This window comes from Pseudonocardia hydrocarbonoxydans (genome assembly GCF_006539565.1).
Classification (GTDB): Bacteria; Actinomycetota; Actinomycetes; order Mycobacteriales; family Pseudonocardiaceae; genus Pseudonocardia; species Pseudonocardia hydrocarbonoxydans.
In genome coordinates this window covers 48391-64769 of record NZ_BJNG01000015.1, presented here as the reverse complement: position 1 = coordinate 64769, position 16379 = coordinate 48391, and the positions used below count along the sequence as shown (strand labels likewise).

Sequence of the window (16379 nt, the reverse complement as noted above, 5' to 3'; positions counted from 1 at the left end):
CTCCGGGACCCCTCCACGGATCGTCGCTACGTTTCCCGCCATGGGTGGACGCAGGGTGCTGGTCGTCGACGACGAGCCGACGATCGCCGCGTCGGTCGCCGCCCGGCTGCGGTCGGAGGGGTACGCGGTCGAGGTGGCGCACGACGGGCCGTCGGCGATGGCCGCGGTGGAGGCGGTGGAGCCGGACCTGGTCGTCCTCGACGTCATGCTGCCCGGGTTCGACGGGCTGGAGGTGTGCCGCCGGATCCACGCCCACCCCTCGTTCCGGCGCCGCCCGATCCCGGTCCTGATGCTCACCGCGCGCGACGCCGAGACCGACCTGCTGGTGGGACTGGCCGTCGGCGCCGACGACTACCTGACCAAGCCGTTCTCCATCCGGGAGCTGGCCGCCAGGGTGCACGCCCTGCTGCGCCGGGTCGACCGGGCGCAGGAGCGCGCGGAGACCCGCATCGTGCTGGGCGACCTGGAGATCGACACCGCGCAGCGCCGCGTCTCCCGCGCCGGGACGCCCGCCCACCTCACCCGCTCGAGTTCGACGTCCTCGTCCACCTGGCCGGGCGGCCGCGCACCGTGGTGACCCGCGAGGCGCTGCTGGCGAGCGTGTGGGGCTGGTCGGACGGCACGGGCGCGCGGACCGTCGACTCCCACGTCAAGGCCCTGCGCCGCAAGCTGGGTGCCGACCTCATCCGCACCGTCCACGGCGTCGGCTACGCCTGCGAGGTGACGTCGTGATGCGTCCGCTCGACCGGGTCCGGTCGATCAAGCTGAAGATCAGCATCCTGCTGCTGGCCTCCGGCGGCGTGGGGCTGACCTACCTGTGGTTCGAGTTCCGCTGGCAGCCCCCGGTCTCCTCGACGCTGGTGACGGTCGCGCTCGTGCTGCTCACCGCGCAGGTCCTGGGCAACGGGATGACGCGCCCGGTCCGGGAGATGATCGAGGCGGCGCGCGCGATGGCCTCGGGCGACTACACCCGCCGCGTCCGCGCCACCTCCCGCGACGAGGTCGGGGAGCTGGCCGCGGCGTTCAACCGGATGGCCACCGACCTCGAGGCCGCCGACCGGCGGCGCCGCGAGCTGATCGCCAACGTCTCCCACGAGCTGCGCACGCCGATCGCGGCGCTGCAGGCCGTGCTGGAGAACGCCGTCGACGGGGTCGCGGAGCCCGCGGCCCTGGACACCGCCCTGACCCAGACCCGGCGGCTGGGCCGGCTGGTCACCGAGCTGCTGGACCTGTCCCGGATCGACGCCGGCACGTACGTCCTCCAGGCCCGCGACACCGAGCTGGCCCCGCTGCTGGCCGGCGCGGTCGCCGAGGCCGAGGTGACCGCGGCGCTGGCCGGTCGCGGGATCGCCTTCCGCACGGACGTCCGCGGGAGGACCCTCGTACACGCCGACCCGGGACGGCTGCATCAGGTGCTGGTCAACCTGCTCGACAACGCCGCGCGGCACGGGCCACCCGGCAGCGAGGTGCACGTCAGCGGACGACGCGACGGAGGAGACATCGTGATCGAGGTGCGCGACGAGGGCCCGGGGATCGCTCCCGAGGACCGGGAGCGGGTGTTCGGCCGCTTCACCCGCGGCGAGCGGGCCGTCGGGCGCGGGACGGGGCTGGGGCTGGCCATCGCCCGCTGGGCCGTCGACCTGCACGGCGGCACGATCGCGGTGGTCGGGCCCCCCGCGTCGGGCCCCGCGCCCGGCTGCCGCATCCGGGTGACGCTGCCCGGCCCGCACGCCGTCGCCGCGGCCCCGCGCGCGGTCGGGGAGGGCTCGTGAACGCGCCGGTCGACCTGCGGAAGCGATCCGCCGCCCCGCTCGTCCCGCCGCCGCCCCCGCTGTTCCCCGCGCACTGGCCGGGCCCTCCCCCACCGGCGTCGCGGACGGTGCTCGCCGCGGCCGCCGTCGCCGGGGCGGGGGCCGCGGTCGCCGTCCCGCAGGGCCCGCCCGGCCTCGGCTGGCCGCTGGTGGCGCTGCTGCTGGCCGCCGTCACCCTCGCCGTGCAGCGCCGCGTCCCGCACCCGGTCGACGCCGCGTGGGGCACCCTCGCCGTCGCGCTCGCCGCGGTGGCCGCGCTGCGCGACGCCGAGTGGCTGGTGACGCTGTGCCTGCTGGGGGCGTGCGCGGCGGGCTCGCTGGCCGTCGCGGGCCGGTCGTTCCGGGGGATCGTCACGGGGGCGCTCGCGCTCCCGGTGGCCGCACTCCGCGGCCTGCCGTGGGTCGCGCGCGGCCTGGTCGGGGTGCGGACGCGGGGGACCCTGCGGCTGGCGGTGGCGGCGGTGGTGGGGCTCGGGCTGGTCGCGGTGTTCGGGGCGCTGCTGACCTCGGCCGACGCCGCGTTCGCCGGGCTCGTCGACGGGCTGGTGCCGGCCTGGGACGGCGGCGGGTTCGGGCGTGCGGTGTGGCTGTTCGCGCTCGGCGCCGCGGGCACCGTCGGCGCCTGCTTCCTGCTCGCCGCCCCGCCGGAGGCGCCGGCGCCGCGCCCGGTGCCGCCGTCGCGGCTGCGGCCCGTGGAGTGGGCGCTGCCGGTCGGGCTCCTGGTGGCGCTGTTCGCGGCGTTCGTCGCGGTGCAGTTCCGCACGCTGTTCGGCTCGGACGACCACGTGCTCGCCACCACCGGCCTCACCTACGCCGAGTACGCGCGCAGCGGCTTCTGGCAGCTGCTCGCGGTCACCGTGCTCGCGCTGGGCGTCATCGTGGCGGGGGCCCGCCTCGCCCCGGCCGGGGCTGGGCGGCGCGGGCTGCTCTCCGCGCTGGCCGGGCTGACCCTGGTGATCGTGGCGTCGGCGCTGAGCCGGCTGTGGCTCTACCAGGAGGCCTACGGGTTCACCGTGCTGCGGCTGCTGGTGCTGGTCTGCGAGCTGTGGCTGGGCCTGGGGTTCGTGCTGGTGCTCGGCTCGGTGCTGCTCCGGCGGCCGCGGCGGCCGCTGCGGGCGATGGCCGTGTCCGGCGCGCTCGCCCTGCTCGCGCTGGCCGCGCTCGACCCGGAGCGGTTCGTCGCCGGCCAGAACGTGGCGCGCTTCGAGGCCACCGGCCGCATCGACACCGCCTACCTCGCGGACCTCTCCGCCGACGCCGTGCCCGCGCTGGCCCGGCTGCCCGAGCCGTACCGCTCCTGCGCGCTGGAGCCGATCGCGGCGCGGGCGCAGCAGGGCGGGTGGCGCGAGGCGAACGTGAGCCGGGCGGTGGCGCGGGGCCTGCTCGCGGACGTCACGCCCTCGTCGAGGGGGTGCGGGTACTGAGCACCGACGTCGTCCTCGCGGCGCTGGCCGTGCTCGCGGTCGCCGCGCCCGTCGCCGGGCTGGCCGCGCTCGCCCGCCGCGTCCGGCGGCGGGGGGCCGCGGGCGGCTACTCGCTCATGGGCCCGTTCGACGAGCTGTGGCACCCGGCGGCGGTCGCCGCGCGCGTGGAGGTGCAGGTGCAGGCGCAGCGGCAGGAGCCGTCACCGGCTCCCGGCGACGGCCTGCTGGGCCCGCTCCCACATCACCCGACGGTCCGCGGCGATCTCGCGCCGGCGGGCCGCCCCCGCGATGTCGACGACCGTCACGACCAGCGCCAGCAGCGCGATCAGGGCCACACCCACCGTCAGCAGCAGAATCTCCATGCGACGAGCGTGCCCGCGGCGGGCGGCCCGCCCGACGTACCCGGACCGGCGCGAACGTGCATTTCTCCTAGTTGAGCCGCAGCTCGGCGGCGGCCTTCACGGTGTCGGACTGGTGCTTGAGCACGACGCCGAGGGTGGCGCGCACGGCGTCGTCGTCGAGGGTGTCCAGACCGAGCGCGAGCAGGGTGCGGCCCCAGTCGATGGTCTCGGCGACGGACGGGCTCTTGCGCAGCTCCAGGGTCCGCAGCACCCGGACCGTGCGGACCAGTGCGTCGACCAGTGCCTCGGTCAGCTCCGGCACCCGGGAGGCGACGATGCGGCGCTCCAGGTCGGCGTCGGGGAAGTCCAGGTGCAGGAACAGGCAGCGGCGCTTGAGCGCCTCGGACAGCTCGCGGGTGGAGTTCGAGGTCAGCAGCACGAACGGGCGGCGGGTGGCGCTGATCGTGCCCATCTCCGGGACGGTGACCTGGAAGTCGCTGAGCACCTCGAGCAGCAGGCCCTCGACCTCGACGTCGGCCTTGTCCATCTCGTCGATGAGCAGCACGGTGGGGTCGCTGCGCCGGATCGCGGTGAGCAGCGGGCGGGGCAGCAGGAACTCCTCGGAGAACACGTCGTCGCGCGTCTCGTCCCAGGACTCCGTCCCCTGGCCCGCGGTGATGCGCAGGAGCTGCTTGGCGTGGTTCCACTCGTAGAGCGCGCGGGCCTCGTCGATGCCCTCGTAGCACTGCAGCCGCACCAGGCCCGAGCCCGTGGCCTGGGCGACGGCCTTGGCCAGCTCGGTCTTCCCGACGCCGGCCGGCCCCTCGACGAGCAGGGGCTTGCCGAGCCGGTCGGCCAGGTAGACGGTGGTGGCGACGGCGGTGGAGGCGAGGTACCCCACGCCGGCGAGGCGCTCGGCGACGTCGGAGACGGAGCCGAACAGCGGCGACTGGGTGGCACTCACACGGCTCATCCTGCCCTGCCGACCGGCGAACCGCCGAGGGCGGCCGTCGGGATCTCAGGCGCGGCGCACCGAGCCCGCCGCCCCGTCGACGACGACCCGGTCGCCCGTGCGCAGTTCCGCCGTCGCGGTGCGGCACCCCACGACCGCGGGTACGCCCAGCTCACGGGCGGTGATCGCGGCGTGCGAGAGCTGGCCGCCGACGTCGCAGACCAGCGCACCCGCCCGGCCCATCGCCAGGTTCCACGCGGGGGCGGTGACCGGGCAGACCAGCACCTCTCCGGGTTCGAGCGCGTGCGCCTCCTCGACGGTGCGGGCCACCCGCACGACCCCGGCGTACCGGCCCGCCGAGGCCGGCACCCCGGCGACCAGGTCGGGCCCGTCGGGCGCGGGCACGCCGGGCACGGGCGGGCCCGACATCAGGGCGACGGACGCGCCGAGACGCTGCATCGCACGCGCGGCCGGGGCGGGCAGCCCCGAGGGGTCCGGCCGGGGACCGGGCGGGTCGCCGACGGTCGCGGGCGGCGGGTGCGCGCCGGCGTGCCCGTGGGCGGCGCGCCGGAGCTCGACCGGCTCCGGGTCGACGCGGCCGCGGCGCTGCGCCTGCACCAGCTCCTCGGCGGTGAGCAGCAGCGCGTCCGACGGCGCGGGCAGGCCCAGCTGCGCGCCGGCCTCCAGCGCGGCCCGGCGCAGCAGGCCCAGGCAGCGGGTGAGCAGGTCGCCGCCGTCGTCGCGCTGCGGGTGGGCGATGCGCGCCCGCTCCAGCGCCGCACGCAGGTCGGCGTCGAGGAGCGCCTCCTCGGCGGACCGGTCCGCCGGGGGGCGCCGGTACGGCGACCAGGCGGCGGCCACCGCACCGGCCAGGTGCTCGGGCCGCTCGGCCAGCGTGGGCCCGGCCAGGTCGACCTGCAGCAGCGTGTCGCCGCGCCGGTCCAGGTGCGCGGCCAGCGCCGCCGCGACGCCCGGGTCGGCGCGCAGCTCGTCGAGCGCGGGACTCTCGCCCCGGTCGAGCCGGGCGGCCAGCGCCGGGCAGGCCTGCACCGCCTGCAGGACCCCCCGCAGCTCGGCGACGACGCGCGGGGGCCCGGCGGCCAGTGCCAGCGCCCGCTCCGGGCTCCAGCCGAGGCGTTCCCCGGCCTGCAGGACCCACTCCACCACCAGCTCCTGGACCCCGCACGTGGTCGCGAACCGGGCGCGCACCACCTCGCGCACGAGCCGGACCGCCCCCTCCAGGCGGCCCGGCCCGGCCCCGGTGGCCAGGCGCCGCAGCTGGCGCTCGAACCCGGGCCCGGTGACCTCCGCCCAGTCGCGGGCCGCGTGCAGGTGCTCGTCGTCCGCCGCGGCCTGCGCCGCCCTGGCGATCCGGACCGGCACCAGCCCGGGGTCGGCCAGCGGCCGGAACCCCACGTAGCACCAGCCGCCGATCGGGACGGCGACCAGCCCGTCGCCCAGGTAGCCCCAGCGGGCGAACGCCTCGGCGAAGCCGCGGGTGTAGGACTCGCACCAGACCGACGCCCACAGGGGCACCATCGGTCCGGTCTGGTGGTCGGTGTCGCGGGCCCAGTGGCCCGGCGGGACGGTGAGCTCGACGGTGTTCGGCATGGGGGCAGCGTGGCGGCGCGGCGGCGGGGGCGGCATCGGCACTAATGCGTAGACCGCATCTCGCGGGCCAGCTCCGTGCGCGACCCGATCCCCAGCTTGGTGTAGACGTGGTCGAGGTGGCTGGTCACCGTCCGCACGCTGACGACGAGCCGCTCGGCGATGGCGGCGTTGGACAGCCCGTCGGTCACCAGCTCGGCGACCTCGCGCTCGCGGGGGGTCAGCACCGGGCCCGCGGGGGCGGCGGCCGGGCGGCCCAGCAGCCGCCGGGCCCGCTCGGCCAGCGGCGCCGCACCGAGCCGGTCGAGCAGCGCGAGGTCCGCGGCGAGCCCGTCGCGCCCGGCGCCGCGCTCGGCCGCCTCGACGCGCACGGTGGCCGCGTCGACGGGCATGCCGAGCGCGTCGAAGGTCGACGCGGCCAGCGCGGCGTGCCGCGCCGCCTCGCCGGGGCGGGTCGCGGCGGACGCCCTGGCCCGCGCGGCCAGCGCCGCGGGCGCGGTGCCGGGGCCGCCGAGCCGGTCGAGGTCGTCGGCCGCGGCGAGCAGCTCGCGGCGGCCCGCGGCGGCCCGCACCAGCGCCAGCAGCCGCCACCACTCGAACATGACCAGGTAGCCGCGGGGTACCGGGCCGGGGGCACCGGCCAGCGCGCGCAGCACCCGGCGCAGGTCGCGGTCGGGGCCCTGCGGCACGAGCGGCTCGCCGTCGGGGCCGCGGCGGTCCGCCAGGCCCTGCGGGCCGGTCACCTCGCCGCGGTGCAGCGCCATCCACGCGCGCAGGGCGTGCACCTCCGCGGCCCACTGCGCCCCGCGCGGGGACGCCGCCAGCTCGGTGACCACGTCGTCGGCACCGGCCCAGTCGCCGGTGGCGAACCGGCGGTGGAACAGCGCCAGCGGCGTCCGCCACGACCGCAGCGGGCCCGAGCCGCCCTCGCCGAGCCGCTGCGCGGTGACCAGCTCGGCGTCCAGGTCGGACCAGCGGCCGAGCAGCACCGCCAGCTCCAGCCGGGCGTTGCTGCAGGTCTGCTCCAGGCGCTCGTCGGCGCACCGGGACGTGGCCGGGTGCAGCGCCGCGAGCGCGTCGGCCGCGGCCCCCGATCCCGCCACCATCCGCACGTAGCGTCCGTAGCCGGCCAGCCGCTCCCGGGTGCCGGGGTCCGGGACGGCCGCGACGTCGACGCCGTCGAGCACGGCCAGCGCCGCGGCCGGCTCGTCGCCCAGGCAGACCAGCTGCAGGGCGTGCGCCTGTGCGGTGGCGGCCCGCGTCGCCGGATCGGCGCCCGCGGCCAGCTCCAGGGTCAGCGCGCTGGACCGGCGCGCACCGGTGAGGTCGTCGCGCAGCCAGGCCAGCCGGGCGGCCACCACCGACGCCGTCGCGGCGGCGCGCGGCTGCCCGGCCGCGGCGAGCCGGTCCGTGGCCTCCCGCAGCGCCCGTACCGCCCCCGTGGTGTCCCCGCACTGCTGGCGGGCGACGCCGATGTCGAACAGCAGCGGCCCGTGCACCGCGGGATCGTCGCCCGCCATGTCGGCCGCGGCGGTGAGCCAGCGCAGCGCGGTGTCCGGCGCGGCCCGCCGCAGCGCGGCCGAGCCCGCGGCGGCCAGCACCGGCCGCGCGCGATCGGGCCCCACGACGTCGCGCGCGCCGAGGTGGTGGCGGGCGAGCACGTCGGGTGGAACCCGGGGTGCGGACTCCAGCACCGCCACGTACCGGGCGTGCAGGGCCGCCCTGGCCGCCTCGCCGAGCCGGGCCAGCGCCGCGTCGGCGACCAGCGGGTGCGCCGGGGCGTACCGCACACGCCCGTGCTCGACGTCCTCGACGAGCAGGCCCGCGGCGCGCAGGTCGTCGACGGCGGCGGGGAGGCCGTCGGCGTCACCGGCCAGCTCGACGAGCCGGGCGTGCGGCACCGGTTCGCCGCCCAGGCAGACCAGCTCCAGCACCCGCCTGCGGTCCTCCGCGAGCCGGTCGAGGCCCGCCCCGAACAGCTCCAGCAGGTGGGCGGGGGTGTCGGGGTCGGGCTCCGCACTCGTCCACCCGCCCGGCCCCGCGCGCAGGGCGTCGCGGGCCCGCAGGTCCTGCAGCAGCGCCCGCACCACCAGCGGGGTGCCCGCCGAGCGCCGTTCCAGCAGCCCGACCAGCGCCGGGCCCGGAGGCGAGCCGAGCACGCCGGCCGCGAGCGCGGCGACGCCCGTCGCGTCGAGCCGGCGCAGCGTCACCGCCTCGTGCCGGGGCAGCCGGGCCAGCGCGGACACCAGCCCCCGCACGTCGGGCCGGGAGGTGGCGGTGCGCAGGGCCACCAGCAGCACCACGCCGAGCGCCTCGAGGTCGTCGCCGAGGTAGCGCAGGACGTCGACCGTCGCGGGGTCGGCCCACTGCAGGTCGTCGACGACGAGCAGCACCGGCGCGTCGGCGGCGATCCGCCCGAGCAGCAGCGCGACGGCCTGGAAGACCCGCGACCGGTCGGCCGTCCGCCCCGGGTCCGCGCCCTCGACGGCCAGCCCCTCGATCACCGAGGCCAGCGAGCCCAGGCCGTCGGTGTAGGTCGCCCGGCGGGCCCGGGGCAGCCGGTGCAGGTACCCGCCCAGCGCCGCGGCGAGCGGACCGAAGGCCAGCAGGCCCTCCAGGTCGTGACCGCGGCCGTGCAGCACCGCCCATCCGGACGCCCGCGCGTGCCCGACCACGGCCCCGACCAGGGCGGACTTGCCGATGCCCGGCTCCCCGACGACGGTGACCGCGGCCCCGGTCCGGTGGGCGACGGAGTCGTCGAGCAGCGCGATGAGCCGGTCGAACTCGCGTACCCGGCCGACGAGCCCGGCCGGGTCGCTGGCGATCACGGGGTCAGCGTAGTTACGCAATTCTTCCGATGGGGCACTGATCGCGGTCCGCGACGCTCGTCGCCATGAGCATCGAGAACCCCGAGACCACCGTCCGCCCCGCTCCCGCGACCAGCGCGGGAGCGCCCGTCGCCGTCGCCGTCGCCGGCGCCCTGTTCGCCGTCGGCGGCCTGCTGCACCCGAAGGGCGACCCGGTCGCCCAGCTGGCCGACCCCGTCTGGACCCCCGCCCACCTCGTCCTGCTGGCCGGGTTGGTGGTGCTGGCCCCCGCGCTGTACGCGGTGGTCCGCGGCCGCGGCGCGGCGTGGCCCCCCGCGGTGCGGGTCGCCGCGCTGGCCGTGTGCGGGGCGGCGGCGCTCGGCGTCGTGGAGATGGTGCCGCACCTGCTCGCCGGCGGGGAGGCGCACGCCGCCGCCCACGGCGGCCCGACCCCACTGCTGGAGCTGCACCAGCGGATGTCGCTGTTCTCCAACCTGCTGCTGGGGCTGTCGCTGGCGGCGCTGGCGGTGCTCGCCGCGGGCACCCGCGCGCTGGGCGGCGGCCGGGCCGTCGCCGGGCTCGCGGTCGTCGGCGGGCTCGCCTTCGGGCTGGCGGCCCCGCTGCTGGTGGCCACCGGCATCGAGGCCTTCGCGGTCCTGTTCTCCGGCAGCGTGCTGATCGGGCTGTGGCTGGCGGTGTCCGGGGTGCTGCTGGCCCGGCGGGGCTGACCGGGCGCGGGTGCGGTCACCGGACTGTCGGGGGTCTGCTCCACCATGGGGCCATGACCACCACCGAGACCGATCTCCGCACCCGGGCCGAGGAGATCCTGGAGACCCTGGCGGGTCCCGGTTCCCGGCTGCGCGAGGACCAGTGGACGGCGATCCACGCGCTGGTGGCGCAGCGCCGCCGGGCACTGGTCGTGCAGCGCACCGGGTGGGGCAAGTCGGCGGTGTACTTCGTGGCCACCGCGCTGCTGCGCGAGGCGGGGGCCGGGGCCACCGTCATCGTCTCGCCGCTGCTCGCGCTGATGCGCAACCAGATCGACGCCGCCGCGCGCGCCGGGATCCGCGCGGCCACCGTCAACTCGGCCAACACCGCCGACTGGGAACGCACCTACGACGCGGTGGCCGCTGGCGAGGTCGACGTGCTGCTGGTCAGCCCGGAGCGGCTCAACAACCCCGACTTCCGCGACCGGGTGCTCCCCCGGCTCACCGCGAGCGCCGGGATGCTGGTCGTCGACGAGGCGCACTGCGTGTCCGACTGGGGCCACGACTTCCGGCCCGACTACCGCCGCCTGCGGGCCCTGATCGCCGAGCTGCCCGACGGCATCCCGGTGCTCGCCACCACCGCCACCGCCAACGACCGCGTCGTCGTCGACGTCACCGAGCAGCTGGGGCTCTCCGCGGGGGAACCGCTGGTGCTGCGCGGCTCGCTCGACCGGGAGAGCCTGCGCCTGTCGGTGGTGAAGCTGCGCACGGCGGCCGACCGGCTGGGCTGGCTGGCCGCGCGGCTCGACGAGCTGCCGGGGGCGGGGATCGTCTACACCCTCACGGTCCAGGCGGCCGAGGAGGTCGCGGAGTTCCTGCGCGAGCGCGGGCACCCGGTGGCGTCCTACACCGGCAAGACCCCGCCCGAGGAGCGTCTCGCCGCGGAGGGCGACCTGCTGGCCAACCGCGTCAAGGCGCTGGTCGCCACCTCCGCGCTGGGGATGGGCTTCGACAAGCCCGACCTCGGGTTCGTCGTGCACCTGGGCGCGCCGGCCTCGCCGGTGGCCTACTACCAGCAGATCGGCCGCGCGGGCCGCGCCGTCGAGCGCGCCGAGGTGGTGCTGCTGCCCGGCCACGAGGACCAGGACATCTGGCGCTACTTCGCCTCCCTGGCGTTCCCGCCCGAGCCGGTGGTGCGCCAGACGCTGGGGGTGCTCGGCCCGGAGCCGCTGTCCACCGCGGCGATCGAGACGCGTGTCGACCTGTCGCGCACCCGCCTGGAGATGCTGCTCAAGGTGCTCGACTCCGACGGCGCCGCGAAGCGGGTCAAGGGCGGGTGGGTGGCCACCGGGCAGGACTGGGTCTACGACGGCGAGCGCCACCGACGGATCGCCGAGGCCCGCAAGGCCGAGCAGCAGGCCATGCTCGGCTACCTCGACACCGACCGGTGCCGGCTGGTGTTCCTGCGCGAGCAGCTCGACGACGCGGGTGCACAGCCGTGCGGGCGCTGCGACGTCTGCGCGGGCACCGCCTGGAGCGCCGAGGTCGACGCCGGGGCCGCGGAGGCGGCGGCCGAGCGGATCGCGCGCCCGGGCGTCGAGGTGGCGCCGCGCAAGCAGTGGCCCTCGGGCATGGGCGAGCTCGGCGTCGCGGCGTCCGGCAAGATCCCGGCGGGCGAGCTGGCCGAGTCCGGGCGGGTGATCGGGCGGCTGTCCGACATCGGCTGGGGCACCCGGCTGCGGGCGCTGCTCGACCCCGACGCGGTCCCCGACGACGAGTTCGGCCCCGATCTCGACCCGGAGACCGGCGAGCCGGTCAGCAGCACCGACCTGCCGGTGCCCAAGGACGTCCTCGACGCCGCCGTGCGTGTGCTGGCCGGGTGGGGGTGGGCGGAGCGGCCCGTCGGCGTGGTCGGGATCGGGTCCCGCACGCGGCCGAACCAGCTCGACCACCTGGCCCGGCGGATCTCCGACATCGGCCGCATCCCGCTGCTGGGCACGCTCGTCCCGGCCGGGGAGCGCCCGGCCGCCCACGCCAACTCCGCACAGCGGCTGGCCGCGGTGTGGCAGGCGTTCGAGGAGCCCGCGTTCGCGCTGCCGGACGGCCCGGTGCTGCTCGTCGACGACGTGATCGACTCCGGCTGGACGATGACGGTCGCGGCCCGCCTGCTGCGCCGCGCCGGGGCGGGGTCGGTCCTGCCGTTCGCGCTGGCCCAGACCGGCTGAGAGGATCAACCCATGCCCGCCGACTTCGTGCTCAAGGCCATGAACACCGCCCACCGTGCCCTGCTGAAGGTCACCGGCGGCCGCGTCGGGTACGACGCCATGGGCATGCCCGTCCTGGAGCTCACGACGACCGGGCGGCGCAGCGGCGAGCCACGCACGGTGCTGCTCACCGCCCCGCTGGAGGAGCACGGGCACCCGGTCATCGTCGCCTCCCGCGGCGGCGACGACCGGCATCCGGCCTGGTTCCTCAACCTCCGCGACGAGCCGCGGGTGCAGGTCTCGATCCAGGGCGGCCCGCGCACCCCGATGACGGCCCGGATCGTCACCGCACAGGAGCGGGCCCGGATGTGGCCGCAGATCGCGGAGAAGTACACCAACTACGCGGGCTACCAGAAGCGCACCGACCGGGAGATCCCGCTGGTGGTGCTGGAGCCCGTCTCGCCATGAGCCCGGGTCACAGCAGCCCGGGTCACGGCAGCCCGGGTCACAGCAGGTCGGCGAGCAGGTCCGCCGCCCGCGCCGCCCCGCCGGTGTCGACCGGCCGGTAGCCCACCGGCCGGGCCACCTCCTCGGCGATCAGCGCGGCGATCCGGTCGGGGTCGGCGTCGGCCCAGTCCAGCCGCCGTCCCGCACCGTGGCGGGCGAGCCGCGCGGGTACGTGCACCTGTTGCTCGAAGTGCCGGCGCAGCGGCACGTACACGAACGGGACGCGGGCCGCGACGAGCTCCATCGTGGTCGTCAGGCCGCCCTGCACGACGGCGACGTCGCAGGCCGCGAGCATCCGGGGCAGGTCCGGGACGTAGCCGAGCACCTCGACCCCGCGCGGCACCGGCACCGAGGCCGGGTCGATCCGCGGCCCGGTGACCAGCACCATCCGCAGTCCCGGTACGGAGCGGGCGGCGGCCGGGAACGCGGCGGCGACCCGGGCGAGCAGCGGGCGCCCCACCGCGGAGCCGCCCACCGCGACCACGCACACCCGCTCGCCGTCGCGGAAGCCGAGGTCGGCGCGCGCCTGCTCCCGGTCGACCGGGGGCTCGGGCCCGGTGACGTAGCCCGCGAACACGTGCCGCTCGCACCCCCACTCCCGGACCGTCGGCAGGTCCGGGCCCAGCGCCACGTCGACGAGGTCGTCCGGGTCGCCGACGAACACCGACCGGTCGCGCAGCCGGGGCCACCGGCGCATCCGCGTCACGTGCTCGGTGTTCCAGTCCGCGGTCAGCACCTCCTCGGCCGCGCCGCCCTCGGGCATCGGGAGCCAGCCGACGAAGTCGGTCAGCCACGCGTAGGGGGCGCTCTTGAGCTCGGGGTTGTCGAACAGGAAGTGGTCGACGTCCCAGCCCTCGTCGGCGATCCACAGGTCGTAGGGGTCGTCGGTGACGACGTCCTGGAAGACCCCGAAGTTCGCGGCCAGGATCTCGTCCATGTCGCGCACCGCCCGGAACGCGTGCAGGTCGTGCTCCCCCGCCTGCTGCTCGACGTGCGCCGACTCGCTGGCGAGCCAGCGCGACGCCGGGTGCACCCGCTCGCCGCGGGCGGCGAGCACCCGGGTGACCGGGTCCTGGGTGAGCCAGTCGATCTGCAGGTCGGGGTGCCGCTCGCGCAGCGCACCGGCGATCGCGAGGTCACGCCGCACGTGCCCCAGGCCGATCGGCGAGCACACCAGCAGCGCCCGCCTGCGCCGGTGCAGCGGGCGTGACCAGCGCCGCGGCGCGGGCGGGGCGAACCGGGCGGCGAACCCGCGGATCAGCCCGTTGACCCGCACCGGGTCGCGCACCCCGGGCACGTGCCCGCTGCCCGCCAGCTCCACCAGAGCCCCGCCGCTCCAGGTGGCCAGCGTCGCTCCGGTCTCGGGCCTCACGATGAGGTCGCGGTCGCCCTGCACGACCAGCACCGGGCAGCGCACCGCACGGACCGTCGCCTCCGCGGCGGCGGCGTCGACCTCGGCCATCGCGGGCCCGGTCGCGGCGAGGACCTCGGGCCCGGTCTCCCGGGCCCGGGCGACGCAGTCCTCGCGGGCCTTGAGCGAGTGCTCCTCGGGGAGCATCGCCGCCATGAACGCCTCGGTGAACCCGGCGTAGTCGCGGTACCACCACGCGGGGTCCCACAGGCCGTGCCCGATCGACCGGTGGTCGACCGGCAGCGCCGGGGCGATCGCCACCACCCCCAGCACGCGCTCGGGATGCCACGCCGCGGTCTGCACCGCCCGCCGCCCGCCCGCCGAGGTCCCGACGAGGACGGCGCGGTCCACGCCGAGCGCGTCCAGGGCGTCGAGGACGTCGAGGACCTGCTCGGCGTCGCGGTACGACGCCGGGTCCAGCGGGCGGTCGGCCCCGCCGTTGCCGCGGCCCTCCACGACGACGACCCGGTGGTGGCGCGCCAGCGTCGGCACCTGCATCTTCCACTGCCGGGCGTGCACGATCGGCCACGACGGGAGCAGCGCGATCGTCGGCTCCCCGTCACCGAACACCTCGTAGGGCACCCGGACGCCGCCCCGCTCGACGACGCCGACGGCGTCCGGTTCCCGTGCGCGCATGGCCCTCCCCCTCCGTCGCCCGAGCGTGCCGCACCGCGACCCGCGACGGCGACGACCGGACGGCCGTACCCGGCTCAGGCCGGCTGCCGGGCGATCGAGTGCCGGTCGAGGAACCCGGCGAGCGGCCCGGCCAGGTCGGCGGCCCGGGTGACCGGGAACGAGTGGTCCGCACCGGGGATCGTGACGCTCTCGGTCTGCGGCAGCCAGGCCCGGACCTGGTCGCGGATCTGCTCCATCAGCACCCCGCCCGCGCCGCCGGTGACCTCCAGCACCGGCGCCGTGATCGACCCGACGTCCGGCATCGCCGCCGCCCAGGCCCCCAGGGCCGGGACGTCGGAGTGGAACAGCGTCGCGGCGTCACGCTCCAGCTGCGCCACCCCGCCCGGGATCGCCGCCTCCAGCCGCGCCCGCCAGTCCGGGCCCCACAGCGGGAGGTGGAACGCGTCGAGCGCGCCGGCCCGGTCCCCGTCCGCCCACATCTGCGCCACCGGTGCCAGCGCGGCGGCGAGCTCCGCGGCCGCGGGCACGACGAACAGGGCGGGTTCGAGCAGCGTCAGCGACGCGACCGCGCCCGGCCGGTCCACCGCCACCTGCAGCGCGACGGCGCCGCCGTGCGACCAGCCGACCAGGTGCGCCCGGTCGATCCCCAGGCCGTCGAGGACCGCGAGGCAGTCGGCCGCGTCCCGGGTGATCGACACGGGACCGGGCAGCGCTGTCCGCCCGTAGCCGCGGCGGTGCGGGCGCAGCAGCCGCCGCCCCCGGGCGACGTCGGGCTGCGCGCACAGGGGCACGAAGGAGTCGACGATCAACCCGCCCGCGACGAACAGCACCGCCTCGCCCGCGCCCTCGTCGTCGACGGCGAGCCGCCCGCCGTCGACCTCGACCCGGGTGGCGCTCACGGCCGCACCTCGTACACCGCGTTGAACGGGGTCTCCGCGGCCCGGCGGAACCGGGTGAACCCGGCGTCGGTCATGACCTGCCGGATCGCGGCCTCGCCGGCCTGCGCGCCGAGGGCGTAGCCGCCGGGCTGGGACAGCCCGTTGGGCACGCACAGGAACGTGGAGAAGCTGTAGTACATCCGCCCGACGGGGTTCATGTTGTCCTCGGGCCGGTCCCCGGCCAGCGGTTCCACCACCAGCCAGGTGCCGTCCGGGGCGAGCGCGTCGCGGACGTGGCGGGCGGCGCCGAGCGGGTCGCCCATGTCGTGCAGGCAGTCGAAGCTCGTGACGAGGTCGTAGCCGTCGCCGCCGAAGGTCTGCGCCGAGGCGACCTCGAAGGTGGCCCGGTCGGCCACGCCGGCGTCGGCGGCGCGCTTGCGGGCCAGGTCGATGGAGCCGTCGTGGTAGTCCGAGCCGCTGATGCGGGTCCGCGGGTAGGCCTGCGCCATGATCACCGAGGAGGCGCCCAGCCCGCAGCCGACGTCGGCGACGCGCGCGCCGTCGGTCAGTCGCCGCTCCACGCCGTCGAGCGCGGGGATCCAGGTCGACACCAGGTTGGCCGCGTAGCCGGGCCGGAAGAACGCCTCGCAGCCCAGGTGGACGTCGCGGTCCTGGGTGGCCCAGCCGACGCCCGCGCCCGTCCGGAACGCCTCGGTGATCCGCGGCTCGGCCGCCAGCGAACCCAGCACCAGCTGGAAGGCGGCGGGCAGGTGCATCCCGGCGGCGTCGGCCAGGCAGAACGCCTGCTCCTCGGTCAGCGAGAACCGGCCCGACCCGGCGTCGTACTCGACGTAGCCGCCCGCGGCCTGCCCGCGCAGCCACTCGGTGAGGTAGCGGGCGTCGCAGCCGGTGCGCGCGGCCAGCTCCTCCGGCGTCGCCGCGCCCTGCGCCAGCCCCGCGTACAGGCCCAGGCGCTGCCCGACCACCACGTTCCCCGCGGCCATCGCCGCGCCCAGGTCCCCCACGAACCTCCCGAGGAACTCCATCAGCCTGCCGTCGTCCATCACGCGCCTCCCGTCCGGCCGGGGGATCC

12 protein-coding genes and 1 pseudogene are annotated in these 16379 nt (G+C 77.3%); 6 read left to right on the top strand and 7 right to left on the bottom strand.

Annotated elements, in window-relative coordinates; translation table 11 throughout:
• Positions 1 to 55: 55 nt before the first annotated feature.
• From PHY01_RS08620 to PHY01_RS08610, 3 genes and pseudogenes are all read left to right on the top strand, one after another.
• Positions 56 to 732: pseudogene (locus tag PHY01_RS08620) on the top strand (response regulator transcription factor).
• A complete protein-coding gene (locus PHY01_RS08615) occupies positions 732 to 1772 on the top strand; it encodes a sensor histidine kinase (RefSeq protein WP_141278238.1) in 1041 nt (346 codons plus the stop codon). The pseudogene PHY01_RS08620 and the gene PHY01_RS08615 overlap by 1 nt, the downstream one beginning before the upstream one ends.
• The gene (locus PHY01_RS08610) at positions 1769 to 3235 is read left to right on the top strand and encodes a DUF4153 domain-containing protein (protein ID WP_141278025.1); all 1467 of its coding nucleotides are present in this window, start codon (positions 1769 to 1771) and stop codon (positions 3233 to 3235) included. The genes PHY01_RS08615 and PHY01_RS08610 overlap by 4 nt, the downstream gene beginning before the upstream one ends.
• A gap of 200 nt (positions 3236 to 3435) precedes the next feature.
• On the opposite strand, the gene PHY01_RS26340 is transcribed toward PHY01_RS08610, so the two are convergent.
• The 4 genes from PHY01_RS26340 to PHY01_RS08595 all read right to left on the bottom strand — a co-directional run bounded on the left by PHY01_RS26340 (position 3436) and on the right by PHY01_RS08595 (position 8964).
• Positions 3436 to 3597: a hypothetical protein gene (locus tag PHY01_RS26340; RefSeq protein WP_170183716.1), complete on the bottom strand. Its 162-nt coding sequence runs from the start codon at positions 3595 to 3597 to the stop codon at positions 3436 to 3438.
• A 67-nt stretch (positions 3598 to 3664) separates the two neighbouring features.
• The gene (locus PHY01_RS08605) at positions 3665 to 4549 is read right to left on the bottom strand and encodes an AAA family ATPase (RefSeq protein ID WP_141278024.1); all 885 of its coding nucleotides are present in this window, start codon (positions 4547 to 4549) and stop codon (positions 3665 to 3667) included.
• A gap of 45 nt (positions 4550 to 4594) precedes the next feature.
• Positions 4595 to 6139 carry a PEP-utilizing enzyme gene (locus PHY01_RS08600; RefSeq protein WP_141278023.1) on the bottom strand — a complete coding sequence of 515 codons (1545 nt, stop codon included), beginning with the start codon at positions 6137 to 6139 and terminating at the stop codon, positions 4595 to 4597.
• A gap of 41 nt (positions 6140 to 6180) precedes the next feature.
• Positions 6181 to 8964 carry an ATP-binding protein gene (locus PHY01_RS08595; RefSeq protein ID WP_170183715.1) on the bottom strand — a complete coding sequence of 928 codons (2784 nt, stop codon included), beginning with the start codon at positions 8962 to 8964 and terminating at the stop codon, positions 6181 to 6183.
• A gap of 65 nt (positions 8965 to 9029) precedes the next feature.
• On the opposite strand from PHY01_RS08595, the gene PHY01_RS26335 reads away from it, so the two are divergent.
• The 3 genes from PHY01_RS26335 to PHY01_RS08580 are packed head-to-tail and all read left to right on the top strand — an operon-like array spanning position 9030 to position 12322.
• Positions 9030 to 9671, top strand: a complete 642-nt coding sequence (locus PHY01_RS26335) for a hypothetical protein (RefSeq protein WP_170183714.1) — start codon at positions 9030 to 9032, stop codon at positions 9669 to 9671.
• 53 nt (positions 9672 to 9724) lie between these two features.
• Complete coding sequence (locus PHY01_RS08585; RefSeq protein WP_141278020.1) at positions 9725 to 11875, top strand: RecQ family ATP-dependent DNA helicase; 2151 nt, start codon at positions 9725 to 9727, stop codon at positions 11873 to 11875.
• 12 nt (positions 11876 to 11887) lie between these two features.
• The gene (locus PHY01_RS08580; RefSeq protein WP_141278019.1) at positions 11888 to 12322 is read left to right on the top strand and encodes a nitroreductase family deazaflavin-dependent oxidoreductase; all 435 of its coding nucleotides are present in this window, start codon (positions 11888 to 11890) and stop codon (positions 12320 to 12322) included.
• Between the two features lie 37 nt (positions 12323 to 12359).
• Here PHY01_RS08580 and PHY01_RS08575 read toward each other — a convergent pair whose 3' ends face one another.
• The 3 genes from PHY01_RS08575 to PHY01_RS08565 form a co-directional block, all read right to left on the bottom strand.
• Positions 12360 to 14408: an alpha/beta hydrolase gene (locus PHY01_RS08575; protein ID WP_141278018.1), complete on the bottom strand. Its 2049-nt coding sequence runs from the start codon at positions 14406 to 14408 to the stop codon at positions 12360 to 12362.
• A 74-nt stretch (positions 14409 to 14482) separates the two neighbouring features.
• Positions 14483 to 15307 carry an alpha/beta fold hydrolase gene (locus PHY01_RS08570; protein WP_141278017.1) on the bottom strand — a complete coding sequence of 275 codons (825 nt, stop codon included), beginning with the start codon at positions 15305 to 15307 and terminating at the stop codon, positions 14483 to 14485.
• Positions 15304 to 16350, bottom strand: coding sequence for a class I SAM-dependent methyltransferase (locus tag PHY01_RS08565; protein WP_141278016.1), 1047 nt, complete (start codon positions 16348 to 16350; stop codon positions 15304 to 15306). Before PHY01_RS08565 ends, PHY01_RS08570 begins: the two co-directional genes overlap by 4 nt.
• Positions 16351 to 16379 lie beyond the last annotated feature (29 nt).